Here is a 19556-nt window from a genome sequence, read left to right as displayed (position 1 = left end):
TACTTTTGTTAAAGGGGAGCAGTATAAATCCAATTAATTATTTAATCTTTTATTTCTAAAATACAAGATTATATCAGTAAATACAAAACAAAAATTTAAGACATATAAGTAGATAATTAGATCAAAATTGTAAATTAATTTATGCAACACACCCGAGGAATAACCTATAAGCACGACCAATAAAAAAAATAAACTTTTACCTTCATTACTTCTTGAAGTATAGGATTTATAGATAGAAAACGGCCAAGCTGCTCCAAAACAAGCTATCATAATTGCTTCAAATATACTCATTTGGTTTATCTCCTGCTTTTTTAAAATTTATCAAACCGATTTATATTTTAACAACTGCTTTTTTGATTTTTTGCTAGTTCAAGCAGTATCTTTTTTTTATTTAATTCTGGATTTTCCGTAACTATCTTAAGAAGTTTTTTTAAAATTTCTCCTATTTCTTTTCCTTCTTGATATCCCAATAATTCAATAAGATCTTTACCTTTTATGGTTAAATCTTTAAAAGATACGGGCGGTCCTTCCTTAAGGGTTTCGCTTATATTGTTCTCTGCTCTTTCGATTTCAGCTAACCTAAATCTTTCAGTATTAGGGTTTTCTTTGATAAATGCTTTTTTTAACTCCCAGGCATCCTCTAAATTTTCTATGCCTATCCGCGAGGCAAGTCTTCTTATATTTATTTTTTTTGAAAAATTGAGAACTAGCCAATTTTCTTTAGTTAGGATGTTAACTTTTTTAATCACCTGGTTTTTAAATTTTAACCGCTGTAATATTTTAACCGCAATATTCTTTTTTTCATCTAAATGCATTATGCTACCTATATTATACAATAGAGCCGATAACCGCAAATTTAAATTTGGAGGCAAGTTCGTCACTATATCTAAAGAGCGTCCCAATAAATCTTCTTCTCCGTAAGAATTTTCTCTATAAACTCCCGCAAATTTTTGCAACTCCGGTATAACAAATCTTAAAAGCCCCAGCCGATATAATAATTTAAATCCTCTTTTAGAATCGTTACTCAGTAGTATTTTAGTAAATTCATCCCTGACTCTCTCCGGGCTTACTTTTTTAATCTTTGAACTATTCTTTTTTATCGCCGAAAGAGTAGCTTTCTCTATTTTAAAATCAAGTTCACAGGCTAATCTTACTGCTCTTAGCATTCTTAGCGGATCCTCTTTAATTCTTTCTATAGGATCCTCTACTCCTCTTATTACCCTTTCTTTAATGCCCCCTAATCCGTTAAAATAATCGATTACTCCTTCCGTTTCACTCCAGGCAAAGGCATTTATGGTAAAATCACGGTGCCCTAAATCTTCCACTAAACTTGAAGCGATGGCTGATTTATTTTTTTTAAAGGTACTTACTTCATAATTAACCTGCTTAACAACTACACTAACTGTCCCAAATTTTTTACCCACCGGAATCACTTTAAATTCTTTAAAAATTCGGAAAATTTCATCCGCGCTAGCACTCGTGGTGATATCCCAATCGTGAGCTTTCTCTCCCATGATCAGATTACGGATACATCCTCCCACCACCAAAGCCTCGTAACCTGAGTCATTCAATCTCCTGGTAATAAATAACGCTCCCGGGTCTATGTCTTGGGATTCTATCTTTAAATTAAGTCTATTCTCTTTTTTGTCTTTTTCCATCTTAACACCTTCTTAGATATGTTATGCATTCGATGTGTCTTGTTTGAGGAAACATATCTACAGGTTGGACTTTTTCCAGCTTATAGCCACTTTGGGCAAGGTACTTGATGTCTCGAGCCAGGGTAGGTAAATTACAGGAAACGTATAAAATTTTTTCGGGTTTAGTTTTTATTATATCCCTTAACATCTCCCGGGAACATCCCGTGCGGGGTGGATCTATTACCATAATTTGAACTTCTTCTCGATTTTTAATCCATCTGCAAAGCCATTTCTCTGCTTCTCCGGTAAAAAATTTTAAATTAGAAAGGTTGTTAAGCTTACAATTTTCCCGGGAATCTCTGACTGCTCCTTTTTCTAATTCTAATCCGTAAACTCTTTTAGCTTTACCGGCCAAATAGATGGAGATAGTTCCGGTTCCACAATAAGAATCGATAACCGTCTCTTCTCCGCATAAATTTGCATATTCTAATATTTTTTCATATAATACCTGAGCCTGAGAAACATTGACCTGAAAAAAAGATGCAGGCGATATTTTAAATTTAAAAGAACCAATGGTATCCTCTATGCTTGTTTTTCCCCTTAGAAGTTTAAAGCCTTTTCCTAATGGCAGTATCTTTGAACTTTTATTGATATTTTGATAAACAGAAACCGTTTGAGAAAAAGTTTTAATAAGATTATCTAAAAATGTTTCATCTATCTTTAGTTTTTCTTCTTTGGTGATAAAAATTACCATTATCTCTCCAGTATTTTTGCTTTCTTTTAATATTATTCCTCTTAAATTTCCCTGATCTGTTTTACAATCATAGATACTCATGTCCTGCTGAGTTAACTGCTCTCCCAGATATTTTATCAGACGATTAATCGCCTCGCTAAACAAGCAGCACTGGCAGGCAGGGACAAGAGCATGGCTTTTGGACTTATAAAATCCTAATCGTATTTTTCCGTTCTCTCGGGCAAGGTGAAAATACCCTTTATTGCGATAACGCCAGGGATCTTTCATTCCTATAATAGGCAAAGTTTTGATATTTTGATTGCCTATCCTATTCAAAGCATTTTCTACTATTTCCTTTTTCATTTCTAACTGTTTTTCATAAGCTATATGCTGCAATTGGCATCCTCCGCAGAGATGATAAACTGGGCAGGGGGGATTTATTCTATCGGGAGAAGAAGAAATCACTTGAATTAATTTTCCGCGGGCGAAATTCTTTTTTACATCGGTAATTCTTACCCTAACTCTTTCGCCTAAAATTATCTTCGGCACAAAAATAGCAAAATTGTCTATTCTGCCAACTCCTTCTCCCTGATGAGAATAGCTATTTATAAAAAACTCGTAGTTTTCTTCCAGCTTTACTGGTTTATCCTTCATATTATCTCCTGATAAATACTAATTTCGCCCCTTTTTCAGGTCTATCTCCTGAAGTTAACATTGTATATTTTCTGTTAATTGATGCTATTTATTTTACCACATCTTACTCGCTCTATATAATAGCATAACAAAGAATAGCTTTTTTGTCTCCCTCTCTTAAGTTCAGTAGACTGTTGAGGGGCAGGACTTTAAAAAATCCTAAAATTTTTTTTAAAAATACTTGACAGATAAAATTTTATCCTATATAATTGTCATTAGCAAATATTGCTAATAGCAAAAGGTTAATAGTATGATGGAAAAGAATTTAGTAGATCTAATAATCGAATTAAAAAAGGGATGCTTGGAAGATGAACGGCAAATTCGAACTCTATGCAATGTTTCTTTAGCAGAATACAAGGCGGTCATGGAAATTAAAACTGCAGAAAGAATAACTTGTAATGTTTTGTCTAAAAAGATGGGTCTATCTCCTTCCCGGAGTAGCCGGATAATAGATGGACTGGTGAGAAAAAAATATTTAATAAGGATGACTAACTCAGAAGACAGAAGATCATTTGTTTTATCTCTTTCATCCAAAGGAACAAAAATTAAAGAACAGATCGAGCAGGAAAGGAATAATTACGAAAGAAGAATCAAAGAAAAATTATCCATAGAAGAATTAGAATTAATAAGAGAAGGATTGGAATTAATCATTAAAATTTTTCGTCAAGAATAAAAAATAAAGGAGTAAAAAATCGATGGAAAATAGTAAATCATTAGAAGTAGAAGTAAATGGAAATAATTTCAAGCAGGAAGTTTTAGAATCTTCCATTCCAGTATTGGTGGATTTTTGGGCACCCTGGTGTATGCCTTGCCGAATGTTAGCACCTACTGTTGAAAAATTAGCCGAAGAAAACAAAGGTAAACTTAAAGTATGTAAGTTAAATACCGACGAGAACCAAAACATCGCAGCTCAATATGGCATCCAGGGCATTCCTACTTTAATCGCCTTCAAAGAAGGCAAAGAAGTTGGTCGCACTGTAGGAGTCACGTCAAAAGAAAAGTTACAAGAAAAATTAAATCCTCTACTTTAGCTTTTGTTTTACCCAGTTAAGGGAGTGAAAAAAACAAACAAAAAAATAATTAAATTTTGGGAGGTGATATTATGGCTATAGTACCATGGGAACCAAAAGAAATGAAAAACTTAAGAAATCTTTTTGATGAATTCTTTGATTTCGAAATCATACCCCAGAGTAGACACTTGAGAAAAAAATGGTTAGAAGGAGGAGAATGGTCTCCGCTGGTTGATGTTATCGATGAAAAAGACAACATCATCGTCAAAGCTGAACTTCCAGGAGTAGACAAAAAAGACGTAAAGATCTCTTTAAGTGAAAATACACTGGCTATTCGGGGAGAAAGAAAAGAAGAAAAAGAAACAAAAAAAGAAAACTACTACTGTTGTGAAAGGGCTTTTGGAAGTTATTCTAGAACGATCGCCCTTCCCGTCCAAGTAGATAATACAAAAACAAAGGCTTCTTACAAGAATGGAATATTAGAAATTGTTCTCCCCAAAGTCGAAGAAGTTAAACCAAAAGAAATAGAAATTAAACCCGAATAATGAGAAATTACAATTAACCCACTCCCTTAACTTTAATAAAAAAGCGAGCTCTAAATGTAAGCTTAGAGCTCGCTTTTGATTTTGGTATTAATCCCTAATTTTTATTATTCTCTTCTTTATTCTCTTCAGTGATTAACATATTTAAATCTAATATATCTTTTTGTATATCAATAAGTTTATTTTTATAACTATTTAATTCTTCACTGTTAGCACTCTGATCAGCCTTAAGTTCCAATCTTTTTAACACTGGCCAGAATATTGATTTTAATTTTTCAATATTCTCCTCTATTCCTCGGGACTCTACACTTTTTCCGCGTATCTCTAATCTTTCGCCGGGCAATACTTTTTCTTCTTCAATAGATAACCTTTCTCCCAGTTCCGGGGTATAGGTTTTAATTTTCAATTCTTCTTCAATCCTTTTAGAAATTTCCCCGGCTGCTTCCTCTTCCCCGTGTACGACGAATATTTTTTTTGGTTTATTTTTAAATGCTTTTATCCACTGCATAATCCCTTCCCTATCAGCATGACCTGAAAACCCGTCTAAAGAGTATATCTCAGCATTTACCCGGATCTCTTCGCCAAATATTTTAACCACTTTCTCGCCTTCCTTTATCCTTCTTCCCAGGGTCCCCTCCGCCTGATAACCGACAAAAACAATACTGGACTCCTTTCTCCATAAATTATGCTTCAGGTGATGTTTTATTCTTCCAGCAGTACACATCCCGCTAGCTGAAATGATCACTTTGCTTTCTTTGGAAAAATTTATCTGCTTTGATTCTTCTGTGGTACGCGTAAATCTTAAATTTCTAAAATCCAAAGGATTATTTCCTATACTTATAAGCTTTAAGGCATCTTCGTCAAAACAATCTGGATTTCTCAAAAATATCTCTGTTGCTGAGAAAGTTAACGGACTATCTACATAGACCGGCACATTTAAAAAATCCCGGTCTTCGGTTTGAATGTATTCGGTATAATATTGGTTTAACTCATAAATTATATCCTGGGCTCTCTCCACTGCAAAAGAAGGAATTACTATATTTCCTCTTCTTTTCATGGTAGCATTTATAATAGCGATCAATTTTTTGGTATCATCTTCTGAGGGAGGATGCAGCCTATTTCCGTAAGTTGATTCTACAATCAGATAATCTGCTTCATCGATAAGGCGGGGGTCTCTTAAAATAGGCCTATTCCGTCTCCCTAAATCACCCGAGAATACTAATTTGGTCTCTTTGTTCCCCTCTTCTCTTATCCACAACTCAATGATGGAAGACCCTAATATGTGCCCGGCATCCCTAAATCTTAAAGTGACTTCTTGGTTTATTTCTATTTTTTGGTCATACAAGAACGGCTTAAAATATTTCAGGCTCTCTTCCGCTTCTTTCAGGGTGTAAAGAGGTTCTCTCAATTTTTCTCCCGATCTTATTCTCTTCCGATTATCCCATTCATTTTCTATCTCCTGAATATGCCCGCTATCGGGGAGCATGATAGAGCATAAATCGGCGGTTGCCCTGGTAGAGTATATGCTTCCTCTAAAACCTTCCTTTACTAATTTGGGTATCCTTCCGCTGTGGTCTATGTGAGCGTGAGATAGAATTACAAAATCTATTTCCCTGGGATTGAAGCTAAAAGTTCTATAGTTCATGCGGTTAATTAATTTGCTCCCTTGAAACATTCCGCAATCTATTAAAAATTTAACATTACCGGTCTCAATTAAGAAGTTACTTCCAGTAACTATTTTAGTCGCACCCAAAAAAGATATTTTCATATCGCATTTTCCTTTCTATAAATTTAAGATTTCGGCTATCTTTGCTCTCATTTCCTCTTTTTCGCAAATCGTTTTATGCCGGATAGGCTTTTTCTCAATATCCCTTATCCCTGGCGGAATGGGAATTTGAGCTAAATCAGACATCCTTTTTATTAATTCAAAATCGTCAAATTTTTTATAGCGGTTATCTATTGATTCCATAACACTTTTGGTAAATTTAAAGGGGCTGGCTGTGGCCACAATAACTGTCTTGGTTTTATCCCCGGTTTTTGCAATATATTGCTTATATACGGCATAAGCTACTGCCGTATGGGGGTCGACCAAATATTTCGACTTCTCGAATATCTCTTTTATACATCGGCGGGATTCCTCTTGATAAGCAAATCCTCCATAAAAATCCTTTAATTTATTCTTTGTTTTAAAATCTATCCGATAGTAGCCTTTCTCTTTTAGAGAATCCATTAGCTCCTTTACCTTTTGACCCTCCCCTTCGTTTATCACCCATAACAATCTCTCCAGATTGCTGGAAACCAGTATATCCATCGAAGGAGAAATGGTCAGCACCATTTTTCTGCGCTTGTCGTAGACTCCGGTTTCAAAAAACTCTGCTAGTACCTTATTTTCATTAGAAGCACAGATTAATTTATCTATCGGTAAGCCTATCTCTTTAGCGTAGTAAGCTGCCAAAATATCTCCAAAATTACCGGTGGGGACAGCTATGTTTACCTTTTCGCCATGCTTAATTTCACTTCTACGCAACATATTTAAATAAGCATAAAAGTAATATACTATTTGGGGAATCAGGCGGCCAATGTTGATAGAATTTGCTGAAGAAAAGAGGGTATTTTTTTCTTCTATTTTTTTATTGAAGACGGGGTCTTCAAATATCTCCTTGACCCCTTTCTGGGCATCATCAAAATTCCCTCTTATGCCTATCACAAAAGTATTTTCCCCTTCCTGAGTAAGCATCTGTCTTTCTTGTATCTTGCTAACCCCTTTATGGGGGAAAAATACTATTATTTTGATCCCTTCTACCCCGGCAAAACCTTGAAGTGCGGCTTTCCCGGTATCTCCGGAGGTAGCGGTTAAAATAACTATTTCCTGATTAAGATTTAATTTTTGGGCAGCTTTTTTTAAAATATGGGGGAGCAGAGATAAAGCCATATCTTTAAAGGCCAGTGTCGGTCCATGATAAAGCTCTAAAAAATATGTTCCCATCTTTTTGCAAAGAGGAGCAATCATCTCGTTATCAAATTTATCCTCATAGGCTTTATTTATACAATCTTTTAGCTCGTCTTCTTGATAATCGGTAAAAAATTTCTTGATTATCAAAAAGGCTAATTCTTTATAGGTAGTATTTTTTAATCCGTTGAAATCCTTTTCTATCTGGGGCATGGTTTCGGGAACAAACAACCCACCATCCCCGGCAATGCCTTTTATAATCGCTTCGGCGGATAAAACCCTCTTTTTGTCCCCTCGGGTACTTTGGTAATAAAGATTGTTCACTTGCATAATATTCTCCTATTAGTTCGCTAATCTGTATTAATTCTCCGATTTACCGATTCACCAATTGCCCAATTAGTAAGAAGGTAAACTGGCTAACCATCTTAGAGAGATACGATTCACGAGTTACCAGGCAGGTATTTACAGATAGCGTCTCATTTCTTCTCCGGTTACTCTGCCATAAAGTTCTATATAGGGTTTTACCGGATTCGATAAAATCTTGGGAAATAGGACTTGTTCTATCTGGAAAAAACCCACCGACTCAGTCATCTCTACAATTATCCTAATGGGCTTCTCTTCCCCCTGTATAATTTCTACATTTTGGATGGAATTGGCGGAATACTTGTGGATATCTCCTACCTGGGGAGTACGTGACAAAAGAAAAATAATCCGCGCTCTACCCTTTTCCATGTCGCATCCATCTCCGATTGAAACCAGTCCGGCTTCCAGAGAATGAATATCTTGTGTAGCCATGTGTCCAGCAATACCTTCAACAATTAAAGAGTAAACAATGATTTTCGTTTCAATATCCTTATTGTAAATTTTGGTCAGTACTCTTCCAATAATGGGAGCAGCAAAAATAACCCCTAACAGCTCGTGATTTTCCCGACCCACTGACATGCCTACATCGTGCAGCAAGGATGATATTAATACCGCTACTTTACTATCTTCGGCAGTACCAATTTTCTCTTCTTCCAGATTAAATTTAATTCCGTTTTTACTTAATATATCGAACATGATCATGGCGTTTAATGCTGTTTTACTCATATGTACCGGACCATGGTCATTATAACCCAATCGTTTTATAGAAACTGTGTTGGCATAATTTCGTAAGGCTTGTGCTTCTTCATCATTAAAAATTAAAGAAGCTGCCATAGCCGGCTTTCCGCTTAACATTTCCAATATTTCCTTTTCTATCTCTACCTCTTTGGGTGATTTTCTCATTTTATTCCTCCTATTTTTCTCAAGAACCATCCCTACAATAATGTAAAAAAATTTCTGAACTATGTTCTAACCATTACCAAAATAAAGGCGCTTAAAGTAATAATGGCCAGAGGCAAAATTAATATTTTATATACTTTTCCCATATCTACTTTAAAATAATTTTTGGTCACCACCAAACATAAATGCATGGGAGAAATCATGACTCCTATATAGTTACCGGTGAAGGCTAACATGGCATAATACAGATTTGCTTCCCCTTGAATAATTATGGGTAGAAGGACCGGCAGGCCTATTCCTATTGCTGCGGTGGTTACTCCGGTCATCGCTGCGATAAAAAAGGGAATGCTAAACAAAACAAGATAAGGATGGACTCCTAATTTAGTAAATACCTCAGGGATAACCTCTATTCCTCCCGAGGCCTGCAGTATCCTCTGAAAAATCATAATACTGGCAATTAAGATCACCACGTTTAAATCTACGTCATTTTTAATGATCTTCTTTACTATGGGGAGTTTAAATTTGGGGAAATTCAATATAAACAAAGATAGAATTACTAATATTAAAGAAAGTAAAAGGTCTAAATTTACTGCCAATACCAAGATGATAATCAGCAAAATAGGCCAGACTCCAAAAAACAACTTTTTTAAATTAAGTAAAATGGCTTTTTTGTTAACGGGAGTGATTACTTTTCTTAAATTTTTATACTCCCAGATAAAGCCCACTATTATTGCCATAATGGTCAAGGGGAATTGAATCAAAATAACTTCTTGAATTTCTACTTGTAATAAACCGGCAAATAATATCATTCCCGGAAAGAGAGGCCAGACAAATTCCCAAACATGTCGAAACCAATAATTAACAAAAGTGTTTTCTTCTCCGGTAAGACCTTCTCGATCTCCTATCTCTTTAACCATGGGGGCAGAAAACATTGCCCCGGCAGGCATAGGTATTAAACCCAATAAGGCTGGTATGAAAGCCAATATAAGGCGGTAATCTTTGACTAATTGCCCAAGAGAATCAGTTAAATCTTTTAGGCTTTCTACTTTTCTCAAAACACCGCTTAAAATATAAACCAGCACAATTATTCCCATGAGTCTTAGTGTTGTGGGATCTATGAGAGCAAAAATAATATTTTCTCCCATTTGAACCGGGCTTAACCCGAAGAACACCCCTACCAACAGGGAAGCCAGCAGTATAGTGTATTCTAAATTCCATTTCTTTCTTATCAAGAAAATGATCACTGCGACTACGACTAATAATTTTACAATTTCTGTCACTTTAGTTTCACCAATTTATTCTTTCTGCGCTTTATTCTTTATTTCTTTCTTCTTTTGCGTTTCTTTTCTTGGTTTCTCTGTTTTTTCTTTAAATTTAATCCCCTGGATATTAATATCAACCTTGGTAACTTTCAATCCGGTCAGGGAGCAAACGGCATTTTTTACTTTATGTTGTACCTCTTCAGCTACTTTAAAAATTCCTACTTCGTAAGCGGTAATAATAGGAATGGTAATAGTCGTTTCTCCCGCCTTCATTCCTACTTCTACCCCTTTAGCACAGTCCTTACGGGACAATATATTGGCCAATTTGCCTCTGTACCCACTGGTAATACCGACTACACCTTTAGTTTTTATGGTTTCTAAAGCAGCAATTACGGCAACTACTTCTTTGGAAACCGTTACGTTTCCTAATTTTTGTTCTTGGGGATTTTTCTTAATAGCCTGCATATATGGCATTTCCTCACCGCCCTTTTAAAAGATTCCTAATCTATTTTTGGTCTTCATAAAATATTTTATCTACGTGAATTTTTATCTCTTTGGCTTCTATTCCACATGTATCCAAGAGATATGCCTTTAATTTGCGCTGAATTTTCTCCGAAAGCTCGGGAATGTTTATGTCCTGCTTTACAGCAAGATGAAGATCCATCTTTATTCCCCCGGGCTTTATAATATTAATCTCTGGTTTTGTTTCTGTAATTTCTGACATCCCTTTAACTACCTTTTGGACTAAGTATTTTATAGACCCAATAGAAATTTTAATTTCTCCAAGCGAGGTCTTCTGAACTACTGATAAATTTCCCTTGCCTATCTGAGCTTTTTGCCAGATCAAATAAACAGCGAAAACAATTAACGATACTCCTATTACGCCCAGAATAATTTGGTTAAGAAAATTGGAATAGATCAAGTAATTTGTTTTGAAGAAAAAACTTTCCAGGGAAAACAGTCTAAAAAAAAGGGCTAAAAAAATCCCAGAGATAAAAACCGTAATTGCTACAAACAAAACAAAAACTAAATTATTAAAACTATCTTTACTCATTTTAATCCATCCTTTCTATTTCTTGTTTATGTTTACTTTCTATGGTTAGGACTTAAGCTCTCCAATGATGGTATCTTAATCCCTTAGTTATCTGCCAGAGGAGTCAATCAAATTGCTCATTATTACACTATTCTCGATAGGCGATATTTAAAAATTTACTTATTGTTTATCTTTCTTTTAGTAATAGATCAGTGATTCTCCTCAAATCTTCTTTGTTATAAAATTCTATATTTATCTTTCCTTTTCTTCCGTCATATAATATGCTTATTTTGGTCCCTAACGCATCTCTTAATCTTCCCTCTACCTCTGGGAAGCGTTCAATGGTAATATTTTTAACTTTAAATGGTTTTTTTTGTGCTTTTTCGATATTCTTAACCAGATGCTCTGCGTCTCTTACCGATAATCCATTAGCTATTATTCTGTTACACACTGCCTTTTGCAGCTCTTCATCTTCGATACTTAATAATAATTTGGCATGACCAAAAGATATTTTCCCCTCCGAGATGTTTTTTTGTATCTCCGGATTCAGTTTTAACAGCCGGATGGTATTGGTAACCAATGTCCTGCTCTTTCCGGTTGCTTCCGCTAATTCTTGCTGAGTAAGGTTAAATTCGTCCACCAATCTTTTGAAGGCATTAGCCTGCTCAATAGGATTAAGATCCTCTCTCTGAATATTTTCAACTAAGGCAATTTCCAAGCTTTTTTCATTGTTAAGGTTCATAATAATTGCCGGTATCTTCTTTAGGCCAATCTCTTTGGCTGCCTTTAATCGACGCTCTCCGGCTACAATCTCATATCCGTTAGCCGTCTTCCTTACTACAATGGGTTGAATCATTCCGTGCTTTTTAAGGGATTCTTTCAATTCCTCCATTTTTTCTTGATCAAAATTTTTACGAGGCTGAAAAAGGTTGGGGGTCAGATCTTCCAGGTCTATCTCAACCACAAATCCTTTTTCTTTTTGTTCAGCTTTGGGGATAAGAGCTTCTAACCCTTTTCCCAATCCTCTTTTAACCATTTGATATCACCTCTCGGGCTAATTTTTTATAAGCTATTGCTCCTTTAGATTTTACGTCATATAAAACAACGGGCTTGCCATAGCTGGGGGCTTCACTCACTCTGACATTTCGCGGAACAACTGCTGTAAATATCTTTCCCTGGAAATATTTTTGAACTTCTTTAACCACATCGCGTGAAAGATTTGTTCGACTATCATACATGGTCAGTAAGATTCCTTCGATTTCCAAAGATGAATTTAGATTTTCTCTGACCAGATTGATGGTATTTAGTAATTGCCCAATGCCTTCTAGGGCATAATATTCACATTGAATAGGAATAATAACCGCATCAGCAGCAGTAAGAGAGTTTAAGGTTAAAAGACCCAGAGAAGGCGGACAATCAATGATGATATAATTATAATCATCTTTGATGGGCTTGATAGCGTGCTTTAGTTTATTTTCCCGGGAAATATAGTTAACCAATTCTATTTCTGCTCCTGCTAATTGTATAGTAGAAGGTAAAATATCCAAATTTTTTATTTGAGTTTCTACAACAATTTCCTTTGCCGGAGCTTGATTAATCAAGACATCGTAAATACATCTTTTAACTTTTGCTTTATCCAGGCCTATTCCGGTGCTGGCATTCCCCTGAGGATCTATGTCAATCAATAAAGTTTTTCTTTTATATAAGGCTATAGAAGTGCATAGATTTACCGCGGTGGTTGTTTTGCCTACTCCGCCTTTTTGGTTGGTAATTGCCAAAACTTTGGTCATAGATATTCTCCTAAAAATAATGATCCAGACAAAAATCAGATTAAACGGATTAAAAGCTAATTGTAAGTGGATGATGGTCTACTTTTTAATACGAGACGTAAGTTATCTAAAATTAAATTATAAATGAACTGGTAATGGCTATTGAACATTTGTTCGAATATCAATGTTCCACGTGGAACGGTTATTTATTGTACTCCCGTTCATCGGTAGGGTGATTTATATTTAACAAACAACTTTTTATTTATTAAAGAATGCGTACAAAACAGAGACAAAATAAACTATTTCTTGAATTACCATGTTTATATAATTGCCAAGAATTTGCTGTGAAAGTAGATCAATCTATTGAAAAATGTTTTGAGCAATTTCTTTTCTCGAGCTTATGAGTTATAGCTCACACTTTTATTCATAAACAGGCAAAAATCTTCCCTCTGGTCCTGTCTTTGCTCGGTCTTTTGCTGGCCAGCCAATCTTTGGCTAACTGAAGAATAAAGCAATTGGCCAACCTCGGACGACTAAGGATACTCCGTATATAGACTATATTATCAAAAATATTTCAAAATTACAAAGGTCTTTTTTGGGGAATGCCCTCTTTTCTGGGATACTCCAAAGGTGTATCTTTTATTTTTTTTATTATTAAAAGATGTCTTTCCTGGTCCATAAAAGGAATTATTAGATTTTCCACTCCAATTAGTTCTCCGCCTAAAAGCTGAATTGCCCGGAGAGCTTTATTAGTTTCTTCCTGATACGCTCGACCCTTTTGTGCCACAAACAACCCTCCCACTCTTGCCAGGGGAAGACAATATTCGCTCAAAGTGCTCAAGGAAGCCAATGCCCTAGATAATACGATATCAAATTTCTGTCTATAATCCGGGTGTTTCCCAAAGGTTTCTGCGCGTCCGGTAAGCACCTCAACTTTTTGAAAATTTATTTCTTGTTTAATTTCATTTAAAAATATGATCTTTTTCTTTTTCGCTTCCAAAAGTGATAAGCTGATTGAAGGGGAAACTATTTTAACCGGTAGGCCTGGGAAACCCGCGCCTGTACCAACATCAATAATACTGGCGTTCTCTAAATTAGTATAATTATTGAGTGCCTTTATACAGCTAAGAGAATCCAAAAAATGCTTCACGATTATTTCCTGTGGTGTTTTTAAAGAAGTTAAGTTTATTTTTTTATTCCATTGGGATAATAGTTTTAAATATAGGGAAAATTTTCTAATCTGTTCTGTATTCAGTTTAATTCCCATTTTTTGCGCACCATGAACTAATATATTTTTGTATTCTTTATCCAAAAAATAAATCTCCTCTTTAAATGATCGCCAATTAACCTGGATAATTTACTAAACGGCTAATCTGAGTGAGGTTCGAATTTTGTTTTACGATTTTTTTCTGCACTATATTACATATTATATGCTAACGCCTGTTCACTATTTACTATCGGATAGTATTACTTTTCCACAATTTCTCCACATTGATAAAAAATATAGAAAAAACCATGATTTAAATCTATCTTAGTTCAAATATTTAAAAACTACAATTAAAAATCTTTATTAATTTATAGGGAAATGGTCGGCTGATGCAAATACGGTAATTAAATAGTTTACATAAGTGGAATTTGTCTTTTTTTTAATAAGTAGTAATTTAGTTTACTTGAAGAGGGTGCAAAAAAGGTTAGTTTCTTAAAAATTTTAAGTTTTCCACAGTTTATTCACATTTCATTTTTTTGAAATGTTCCACGTGGAACATTCTTTTTTCCTGAAAATATTTTTTGTATCAGGCAAAATTAATCGGTTATTTTCCTATACAAAAACGAGAGAATATATCGCTAACCATTTCATCACTAACCGAATCTCCGGTTATTTCACCGAGAGAGTCCAGGGCATCTTTTAAGTCGACTGTCAAAAAATCATAGGTTATTTTCCTTTTTAAGCCTAACAATACTTGTTCTAAAGCTTTTTTTGCCATCTTTAGTTGATTTGCCTGTCTTATATTATTGATAACCACCCCGTTTTCCGGTATTACCAATCCCTCCATGGCGGTCCTGAACAATTTTTCCTCTAACTCTTCTATGCCGATTTTTTCTTTTAAAGACATCTTTATGCTGTCTTTAACGTCTAATAGACCCAATAGATTCCCTTGATCAATTTTCTCGCCCAAATCTATTTTATTTTCAATAACTATCACCTTATTTTTTTTATAGTTTTCCTTATTAATTTCTTTGATTATTTCTTTGTCCTCCAGGGACAAGGGAGTGCTTGCATCAAACATCACTAATATTAATTGAGCTTCTTTTAAATATTTCATCATCTTTTTAATACTTATCTTTTCAATAATATTTTCTGGGGGTTTAAGTCCTGCGGTGTCTATAATTTTAAAAGCTATTCCCTGAATATTAATAAACTCTTCAATGGCGTCTCTTGTCGTACCTGGTAAGTGGGTAACAATTGCACGGTTTTCTTTTAACAAAGTATTAAAAAGGCTTGATTTACCTACATTAGCCTTGCCAACGATGAGGGCGTTTATCCCTTCTTTGAGTATTTTCCCATAAGCCAGCGTCTCGATAAGAAAATTAATTTCCTTTAATATACAATTGATATCTTCTTCTATCTTTTTTGGACTTTTCTCTTCAATATCTTGGTCGGGAAAATCCATAGGTGCTTCAATTTCGGTAGAAATTCTTACTAATCTTTTTCTCATATCTTTAATCTTTTTATTTAGGCTTCCTCCTAATTGAGCTAATGAAGAACTTAAACTTCTTTCGGTCTTAGCTTGAATTAGATCGATAACCGCTTCTGCCTGACTCAAATCAATCCTCCCGTTTAAAAAGGCTCTCTTGGTAAATTCTCCCGGATCAGCTATTCTTGCCCCGCAACTAATAATTGTTTCCAGTGCTTTCCTGAGAGAGAGCGAACCTCCATGACAATTAAATTCAACGGTATCTTCCCGGGTATAAGTTTGGGGTTTTTTCATTAAAATCAGAATGATCTCGTCAACTTTCTCTCCGTTTCTCGGATCAATTAAAAATCCATAATGAACAGTATGGCTCAAGAAATTTTTCACCTTTGTTTTGTTTAAGTTTCTATCTCTGAATACTTCTTGGGCTATTTCTAAGGTTTTTGGGCCACTTACTCTGACAATACCGATTCCACTTTCGCCCATTGGGGTAGAAATAGCAGCAATAGTATCATTTTCCCAAAATTTCATGAATATTCTCCTTTTTTAATTGATGGCGGGCGGTTAGCGTTATTCTTTTAAATAGTATAGCGCAGTCGGTTAACAGATTCTTCCTTCTAAATCAGTTGTAATTTAAACAGAATGCCACAATTCAGAATTTACAGTTTCTTTAGGTAAGTTTTTATTTCATGCCGGGTGTTTCGTTATAAAGTAATTTTCTACAAGCTCGCGACACCACCTACTCCCGGGTGAGGAATACGAACTAATTTTTACCCCTTATGTTTTTGCTAATATTATATTCCAATTATTTAATTATTGCTATGGAAACAAGAAGCCTGTCCTGTTATTTTAAAATAATTTTTCTTCTTTCTTCCCACAATAAGTGGTCCGAAAAGAAAAAGCATAAAAAGATCAATATTTATCCTGGAGATAATATCTAACTTTTTATGCTTATTAATAATTCTCGATTATTATTCTTCTTCTTGGTTGTTATTATTGTTTATGTTTTCTTTCGGTACTATGATAACTCTTCTAAAAGGCTCTGTCCCTTCGCTATAGGTGCTTAGCAGGGGCTCCCCTTGTAAAACAAGGTGAACAATCCTTCTTTCCACTGCATTCATATAACAAAGAGCAACCTTTTTTCCGTTCTTTTTCGCTATTTCGGCTTTTTCGCGAGCATAATTGGATACAATGTCTTCTCTTCTTTCCTTGTACCCTTCAATATCAACCATTATCTTCCTTCGTTCGGATTCTTCAATTTCTTTATTAGCAATTATGTTTACAATATATTGAAGGGCATCAAGTGTATGTCCATGTCTTCCAATTAATACTCCGGGATTAGAGGTTTTTATTCCTAAAACAATGGTATCGGCTTCTTCATGGTCAATTGCCTGTACTTCTCCATCCTCTATAATAAGATTTACTATTTTCTCCAGGGTGGTTTGGGCTTTCCTTTGAAAACTTAATTTAGAGTTATTAGTATTTTTCAAGTCTACTCCCTCTTTTGTATCTGATGCATCTACACTGCAAATTTATTTTCTTTTATTTTTTTTATATTTTTTGGTTTTGCTCTTGCCCCCGGAAGGGTTTTCTCCGTTTGTTCCTTCATACCCTGGAATCCAAAAATCATCTTTGGTTGACACCGCTTTTTTCGGTTTTTCTTCGGTTGGCTTCGCTTCTTTGCTCGAGATAACCTCTTTTGGCATTTCATCTATTGCCGGCATTTTCTTATTAATTAGATACTGCTGACCAATCCCCAAAAGGGTAGAGGTAAACCAGTAAAGGGTCAAACCGGAAGGCAGGGTAAAACTCATAAAGCCGATCATCAAAGGCATCATTATGGTCATCATCTTCTGGGTCTGTTCGGAAGAACCTCCTCCTTTTCCCGAAGTGCCACCGGGAGAAGTCATCTTTTGCTGAATATACATTGAACCAGCTACTAAAAAGGGCAATATCCCAATATGTTCTAATCCAAAGATTCCAAAAGGAATTAAGCGCTCAGAAAGAGCCAGTCCTGCCTTGGTTACAAGTTCGCCATTTTCCATAACAGCATAATAACTTTTAATCCATAAAAACCCGCCAGCTATGTTGTTAGTAATAGGGTCTAAATATTCAAATACTCTTAAAGCCTGGAATAATAGTATTAATATTGGCATTTGAATCAATAAGGGCAAACATCCGCTCATAGGATTGACCTTATGTTCCTTATACAAAGCCATTAACTCTTTATTTAATCTCTCTTTATCGTTTTTATATTTATCCTGTACTGCCTTCATCAAAGGCTGGATTTTCTGCATCTCTCGCATAGAAACCATCTGTTTTTGCATTAAGGGATACAGAATTAATCTAATAAGAATGGTTAGCAATATAATAGCAACTCCATAATTATGGGTAAAACCATAGAGTATTACGAGCAATTTAGTGACTAGCGCGACCAATGAACTCCACATATTGTCTCCTTTGTTTTCTTGTTTTTCTTTTTCTTTGTCTTGTTTCTATTTTACTTATCTTATCATTATATATTTTATTTATACTTTTACTTTATTGTGTGAACACGCCTCCGAAGAATCAGGAAGAGGATCATAGCCGCCTGGGTTAAAGGGGTGGCAGCGTAATATTCTCCCCACAGAAAGCCATAGACCTTTTAAAAGACCGTATTTTTTCAGGGCTTGCGCGGCATACTCAGAACAGGTGGGGTAAAACCTGCAGGTTGCAGGTTTTACGGGGGATATATATTTTTGATACCAACCTATTATTAAAATAATTATTTTTTCCATATAATAAAATCTTTTGTGAAGCTCTATTTATTTTTCTTTCACGTATAAAAAACAGATTGTTATTGCTTTACTATCCTGTCTACTACTTTTTTATGAAATTAATTTTTCTTTATTAAAAAGGCTCTCCAAGTCATGGCATATTTCAAAATAGCTTGCTTTCTCAATGTTCTTTTTGGCCAGTATAATTATATCATACCCCAAAAATAATTTCTTGCCCATCAGTCGGCCGGCTTCTTTTAACCTTCTTTTTACCTTATTTCTAACGACGGCTTTTCCTATCTCTTTTTTTACTATAACGCCTAATCGATTAAGGCTATACTCGTTTTTTAAAATAAATATAACTGCGTTTTTACCTTCGCTTCTTCTGCCTTTCAAAAACACTTTCTTAAATTCACTGGTTTTTGACAATTTTTTCTTTATCAAAATTCCTCTGGTCTTTATAACATGAATTATCCGGATACCGTAAGATGTTTACGTCCTTTTAAACGCCTTCTTTTTAATACTAAGCGGCCGGCTTTAGTGCTCATTCTTTGGCGAAATCCGTGTACTTTCAGTTTTTTTCTGGTATTCGGTTGATAAGTCCGCTTCATTTAACTGTCTCTCTCCTTCATCATTAAATTGTAGAATTTAAAATTCAATGAAAATTATATCTTTAAAGCCCTCTAAATGTCAAGTTAAAGAGGGGGATATCGAGTTAAGAAAAAGAAAAACTTCTAAAAAGCGACTTTTTTATCTAATTATCCTCGCGAAGCGTAATCTATATTTAAAATCCAAATCTTTAATTTCCCATTTTGAAATTCATTTGTAGATATTTTGAGCAACTTTATTCACATCTAAAAATATTTTTGCTTAATAAAAAATTTTTTGCTATGATGAGAACAAAATAAATTGCTTTTTTTCCCTAAGTTTTCCACAAATGTTAATAAACTGTTAATAACTTCTTTAAGACCTTTACTTTTAGCTGTTTTATAATCTATAAATAAAGTATTAGAGTTTGCTTTTTTGCGGAAAATGCTAAATTTTAATAAAAAAGCTCTTCTCGGGGTTTTCCACAGTCTGCTGTGAACTTTGGGGAAAAGTCCTAAAACCACAACTAACAATAGGTTTTCGGAAATAATTTATATTTTAACAACTCTTTTCCAATCTATAAAACTTTTATAATCAAATTTTAACAAATAAAAATTTAATTCTTTT

General features: G+C 34.7%; 21 protein-coding genes. 3 read left to right on the top strand and 18 right to left on the bottom strand.

All coding sequences use genetic code 11. The annotated features are described in order from the left end of the window. Window positions 1–33: 33 nt before the first annotated feature. From ENO17_00440 to rlmD, 3 genes are read right to left on the bottom strand one after another with little or no spacing between them, the layout of a single operon-like run. Window positions 34–291: a hypothetical protein gene (locus tag ENO17_00440; GenBank protein ID HER23524.1), complete on the bottom strand. Its 258-nt coding sequence runs from the start codon at window positions 289–291 to the stop codon at window positions 34–36. A gap of 47 nt (window positions 292–338) precedes the next feature. Beyond that, window positions 339–1658 (bottom strand): polynucleotide adenylyltransferase, encoded by a 1320-nt coding sequence (locus tag ENO17_00435; GenBank protein HER23523.1) that lies wholly within the window; start codon window positions 1656–1658, stop codon window positions 339–341. A gap of 1 nt (window position 1659) precedes the next feature. Further along, window positions 1660–3024 (bottom strand): 23S rRNA (uracil(1939)-C(5))-methyltransferase RlmD, encoded by a 1365-nt coding sequence (rlmD, locus tag ENO17_00430; GenBank protein HER23522.1) that lies wholly within the window; start codon window positions 3022–3024, stop codon window positions 1660–1662. 289 nt (window positions 3025–3313) lie between these two features. On the opposite strand from rlmD, the gene ENO17_00425 reads away from it, so the two are divergent. From ENO17_00425 to ENO17_00415, 3 genes are all read left to right on the top strand, one after another. Then, window positions 3314–3736 (top strand): MarR family transcriptional regulator, encoded by a 423-nt coding sequence (locus ENO17_00425; GenBank protein HER23521.1) that lies wholly within the window; start codon window positions 3314–3316, stop codon window positions 3734–3736. Between the two features lie 22 nt (window positions 3737–3758). Continuing rightward, on the top strand, window positions 3759–4094 hold the full coding sequence (gene trxA / locus ENO17_00420; protein ID HER23520.1) for a thioredoxin: 336 nt from the start codon (window positions 3759–3761) through the stop codon (window positions 4092–4094). 71 nt (window positions 4095–4165) lie between these two features. Further along, window positions 4166–4618, top strand: a complete 453-nt coding sequence (locus tag ENO17_00415; GenBank protein ID HER23519.1) for an Hsp20/alpha crystallin family protein — start codon at window positions 4166–4168, stop codon at window positions 4616–4618. 94 nt (window positions 4619–4712) lie between these two features. Here ENO17_00415 and ENO17_00410 read toward each other — a convergent pair whose 3' ends face one another. The 15 genes from ENO17_00410 to ENO17_00340 form a co-directional block, all read right to left on the bottom strand. Further along, a complete protein-coding gene (locus ENO17_00410; protein HER23518.1) occupies window positions 4713–6383 on the bottom strand; it encodes an MBL fold metallo-hydrolase in 1671 nt (556 codons plus the stop codon). A gap of 15 nt (window positions 6384–6398) precedes the next feature. Then, complete coding sequence (locus ENO17_00405; protein HER23517.1) at window positions 6399–7895, bottom strand: threonine synthase; 1497 nt, start codon at window positions 7893–7895, stop codon at window positions 6399–6401. Window positions 7896–8027: 132 nt separating this feature from the next. Then, window positions 8028–8831, bottom strand: a complete 804-nt coding sequence (locus ENO17_00400) for a phosphohydrolase (GenBank protein ID HER23516.1) — start codon at window positions 8829–8831, stop codon at window positions 8028–8030. 59 nt (window positions 8832–8890) lie between these two features. Continuing rightward, on the bottom strand, window positions 8891–10123 hold the full coding sequence (locus ENO17_00395) for a DUF401 family protein (protein HER23515.1): 1233 nt from the start codon (window positions 10121–10123) through the stop codon (window positions 8891–8893). After that, the gene (locus ENO17_00390) at window positions 10124–10564 is read right to left on the bottom strand and encodes an Asp23/Gls24 family envelope stress response protein (protein HER23514.1); all 441 of its coding nucleotides are present in this window, start codon (window positions 10562–10564) and stop codon (window positions 10124–10126) included. Between the two features lie 31 nt (window positions 10565–10595). Beyond that, a complete protein-coding gene (gene amaP / locus ENO17_00385; protein ID HER23513.1) occupies window positions 10596–11144 on the bottom strand; it encodes an alkaline shock response membrane anchor protein AmaP in 549 nt (182 codons plus the stop codon). Between the two features lie 166 nt (window positions 11145–11310). Then, on the bottom strand, window positions 11311–12159 hold the full coding sequence (locus ENO17_00380; GenBank protein ID HER23512.1) for a ParB/RepB/Spo0J family partition protein: 849 nt from the start codon (window positions 12157–12159) through the stop codon (window positions 11311–11313). Next, the gene (locus ENO17_00375) at window positions 12152–12913 is read right to left on the bottom strand and encodes a ParA family protein (protein ID HER23511.1); all 762 of its coding nucleotides are present in this window, start codon (window positions 12911–12913) and stop codon (window positions 12152–12154) included. The genes ENO17_00380 and ENO17_00375 overlap by 8 nt, the downstream gene beginning before the upstream one ends. A gap of 559 nt (window positions 12914–13472) precedes the next feature. Further along, window positions 13473–14204, bottom strand: coding sequence for a 16S rRNA (guanine(527)-N(7))-methyltransferase RsmG (gene rsmG / locus ENO17_00370; GenBank protein HER23510.1), 732 nt, complete (start codon window positions 14202–14204; stop codon window positions 13473–13475). Window positions 14205–14703: 499 nt separating this feature from the next. After that, entirely contained in the window at window positions 14704–16116 is a 1413-nt protein-coding gene (gene mnmE, locus ENO17_00365) for a tRNA uridine-5-carboxymethylaminomethyl(34) synthesis GTPase MnmE (GenBank protein ID HER23509.1), read from the bottom strand. A 440-nt stretch (window positions 16117–16556) separates the two neighbouring features. Beyond that, a complete protein-coding gene (locus tag ENO17_00360; GenBank protein HER23508.1) occupies window positions 16557–17075 on the bottom strand; it encodes a KH domain-containing protein in 519 nt (172 codons plus the stop codon). Window positions 17076–17117: 42 nt separating this feature from the next. Beyond that, window positions 17118–18035, bottom strand: coding sequence for a YidC/Oxa1 family membrane protein insertase (locus ENO17_00355; protein ID HER23507.1), 918 nt, complete (start codon window positions 18033–18035; stop codon window positions 17118–17120). 78 nt (window positions 18036–18113) lie between these two features. Further along, window positions 18114–18362, bottom strand: coding sequence for a membrane protein insertion efficiency factor YidD (gene yidD, locus ENO17_00350; GenBank protein HER23506.1), 249 nt, complete (start codon window positions 18360–18362; stop codon window positions 18114–18116). 90 nt (window positions 18363–18452) lie between these two features. Next, the gene (gene rnpA, locus ENO17_00345) at window positions 18453–18821 is read right to left on the bottom strand and encodes a ribonuclease P protein component (GenBank protein HER23505.1); all 369 of its coding nucleotides are present in this window, start codon (window positions 18819–18821) and stop codon (window positions 18453–18455) included. Next, window positions 18812–18952 (bottom strand): 50S ribosomal protein L34, encoded by a 141-nt coding sequence (locus tag ENO17_00340; protein HER23504.1) that lies wholly within the window; start codon window positions 18950–18952, stop codon window positions 18812–18814. Before ENO17_00340 ends, rnpA begins: the two co-directional genes overlap by 10 nt. Window positions 18953–19556 lie beyond the last annotated feature (604 nt).

The sequence above is a fragment of the Candidatus Atribacteria bacterium genome, from assembly GCA_011056645.1.
Lineage (GTDB): Bacteria > Atribacterota > Phoenicimicrobiia > Phoenicimicrobiales > Phoenicimicrobiaceae > Sediminicultor > Sediminicultor quartus.
Note: the sequence above shows the minus strand (reverse complement) of the source record. Positions and strands in the feature narration are given on the sequence as shown.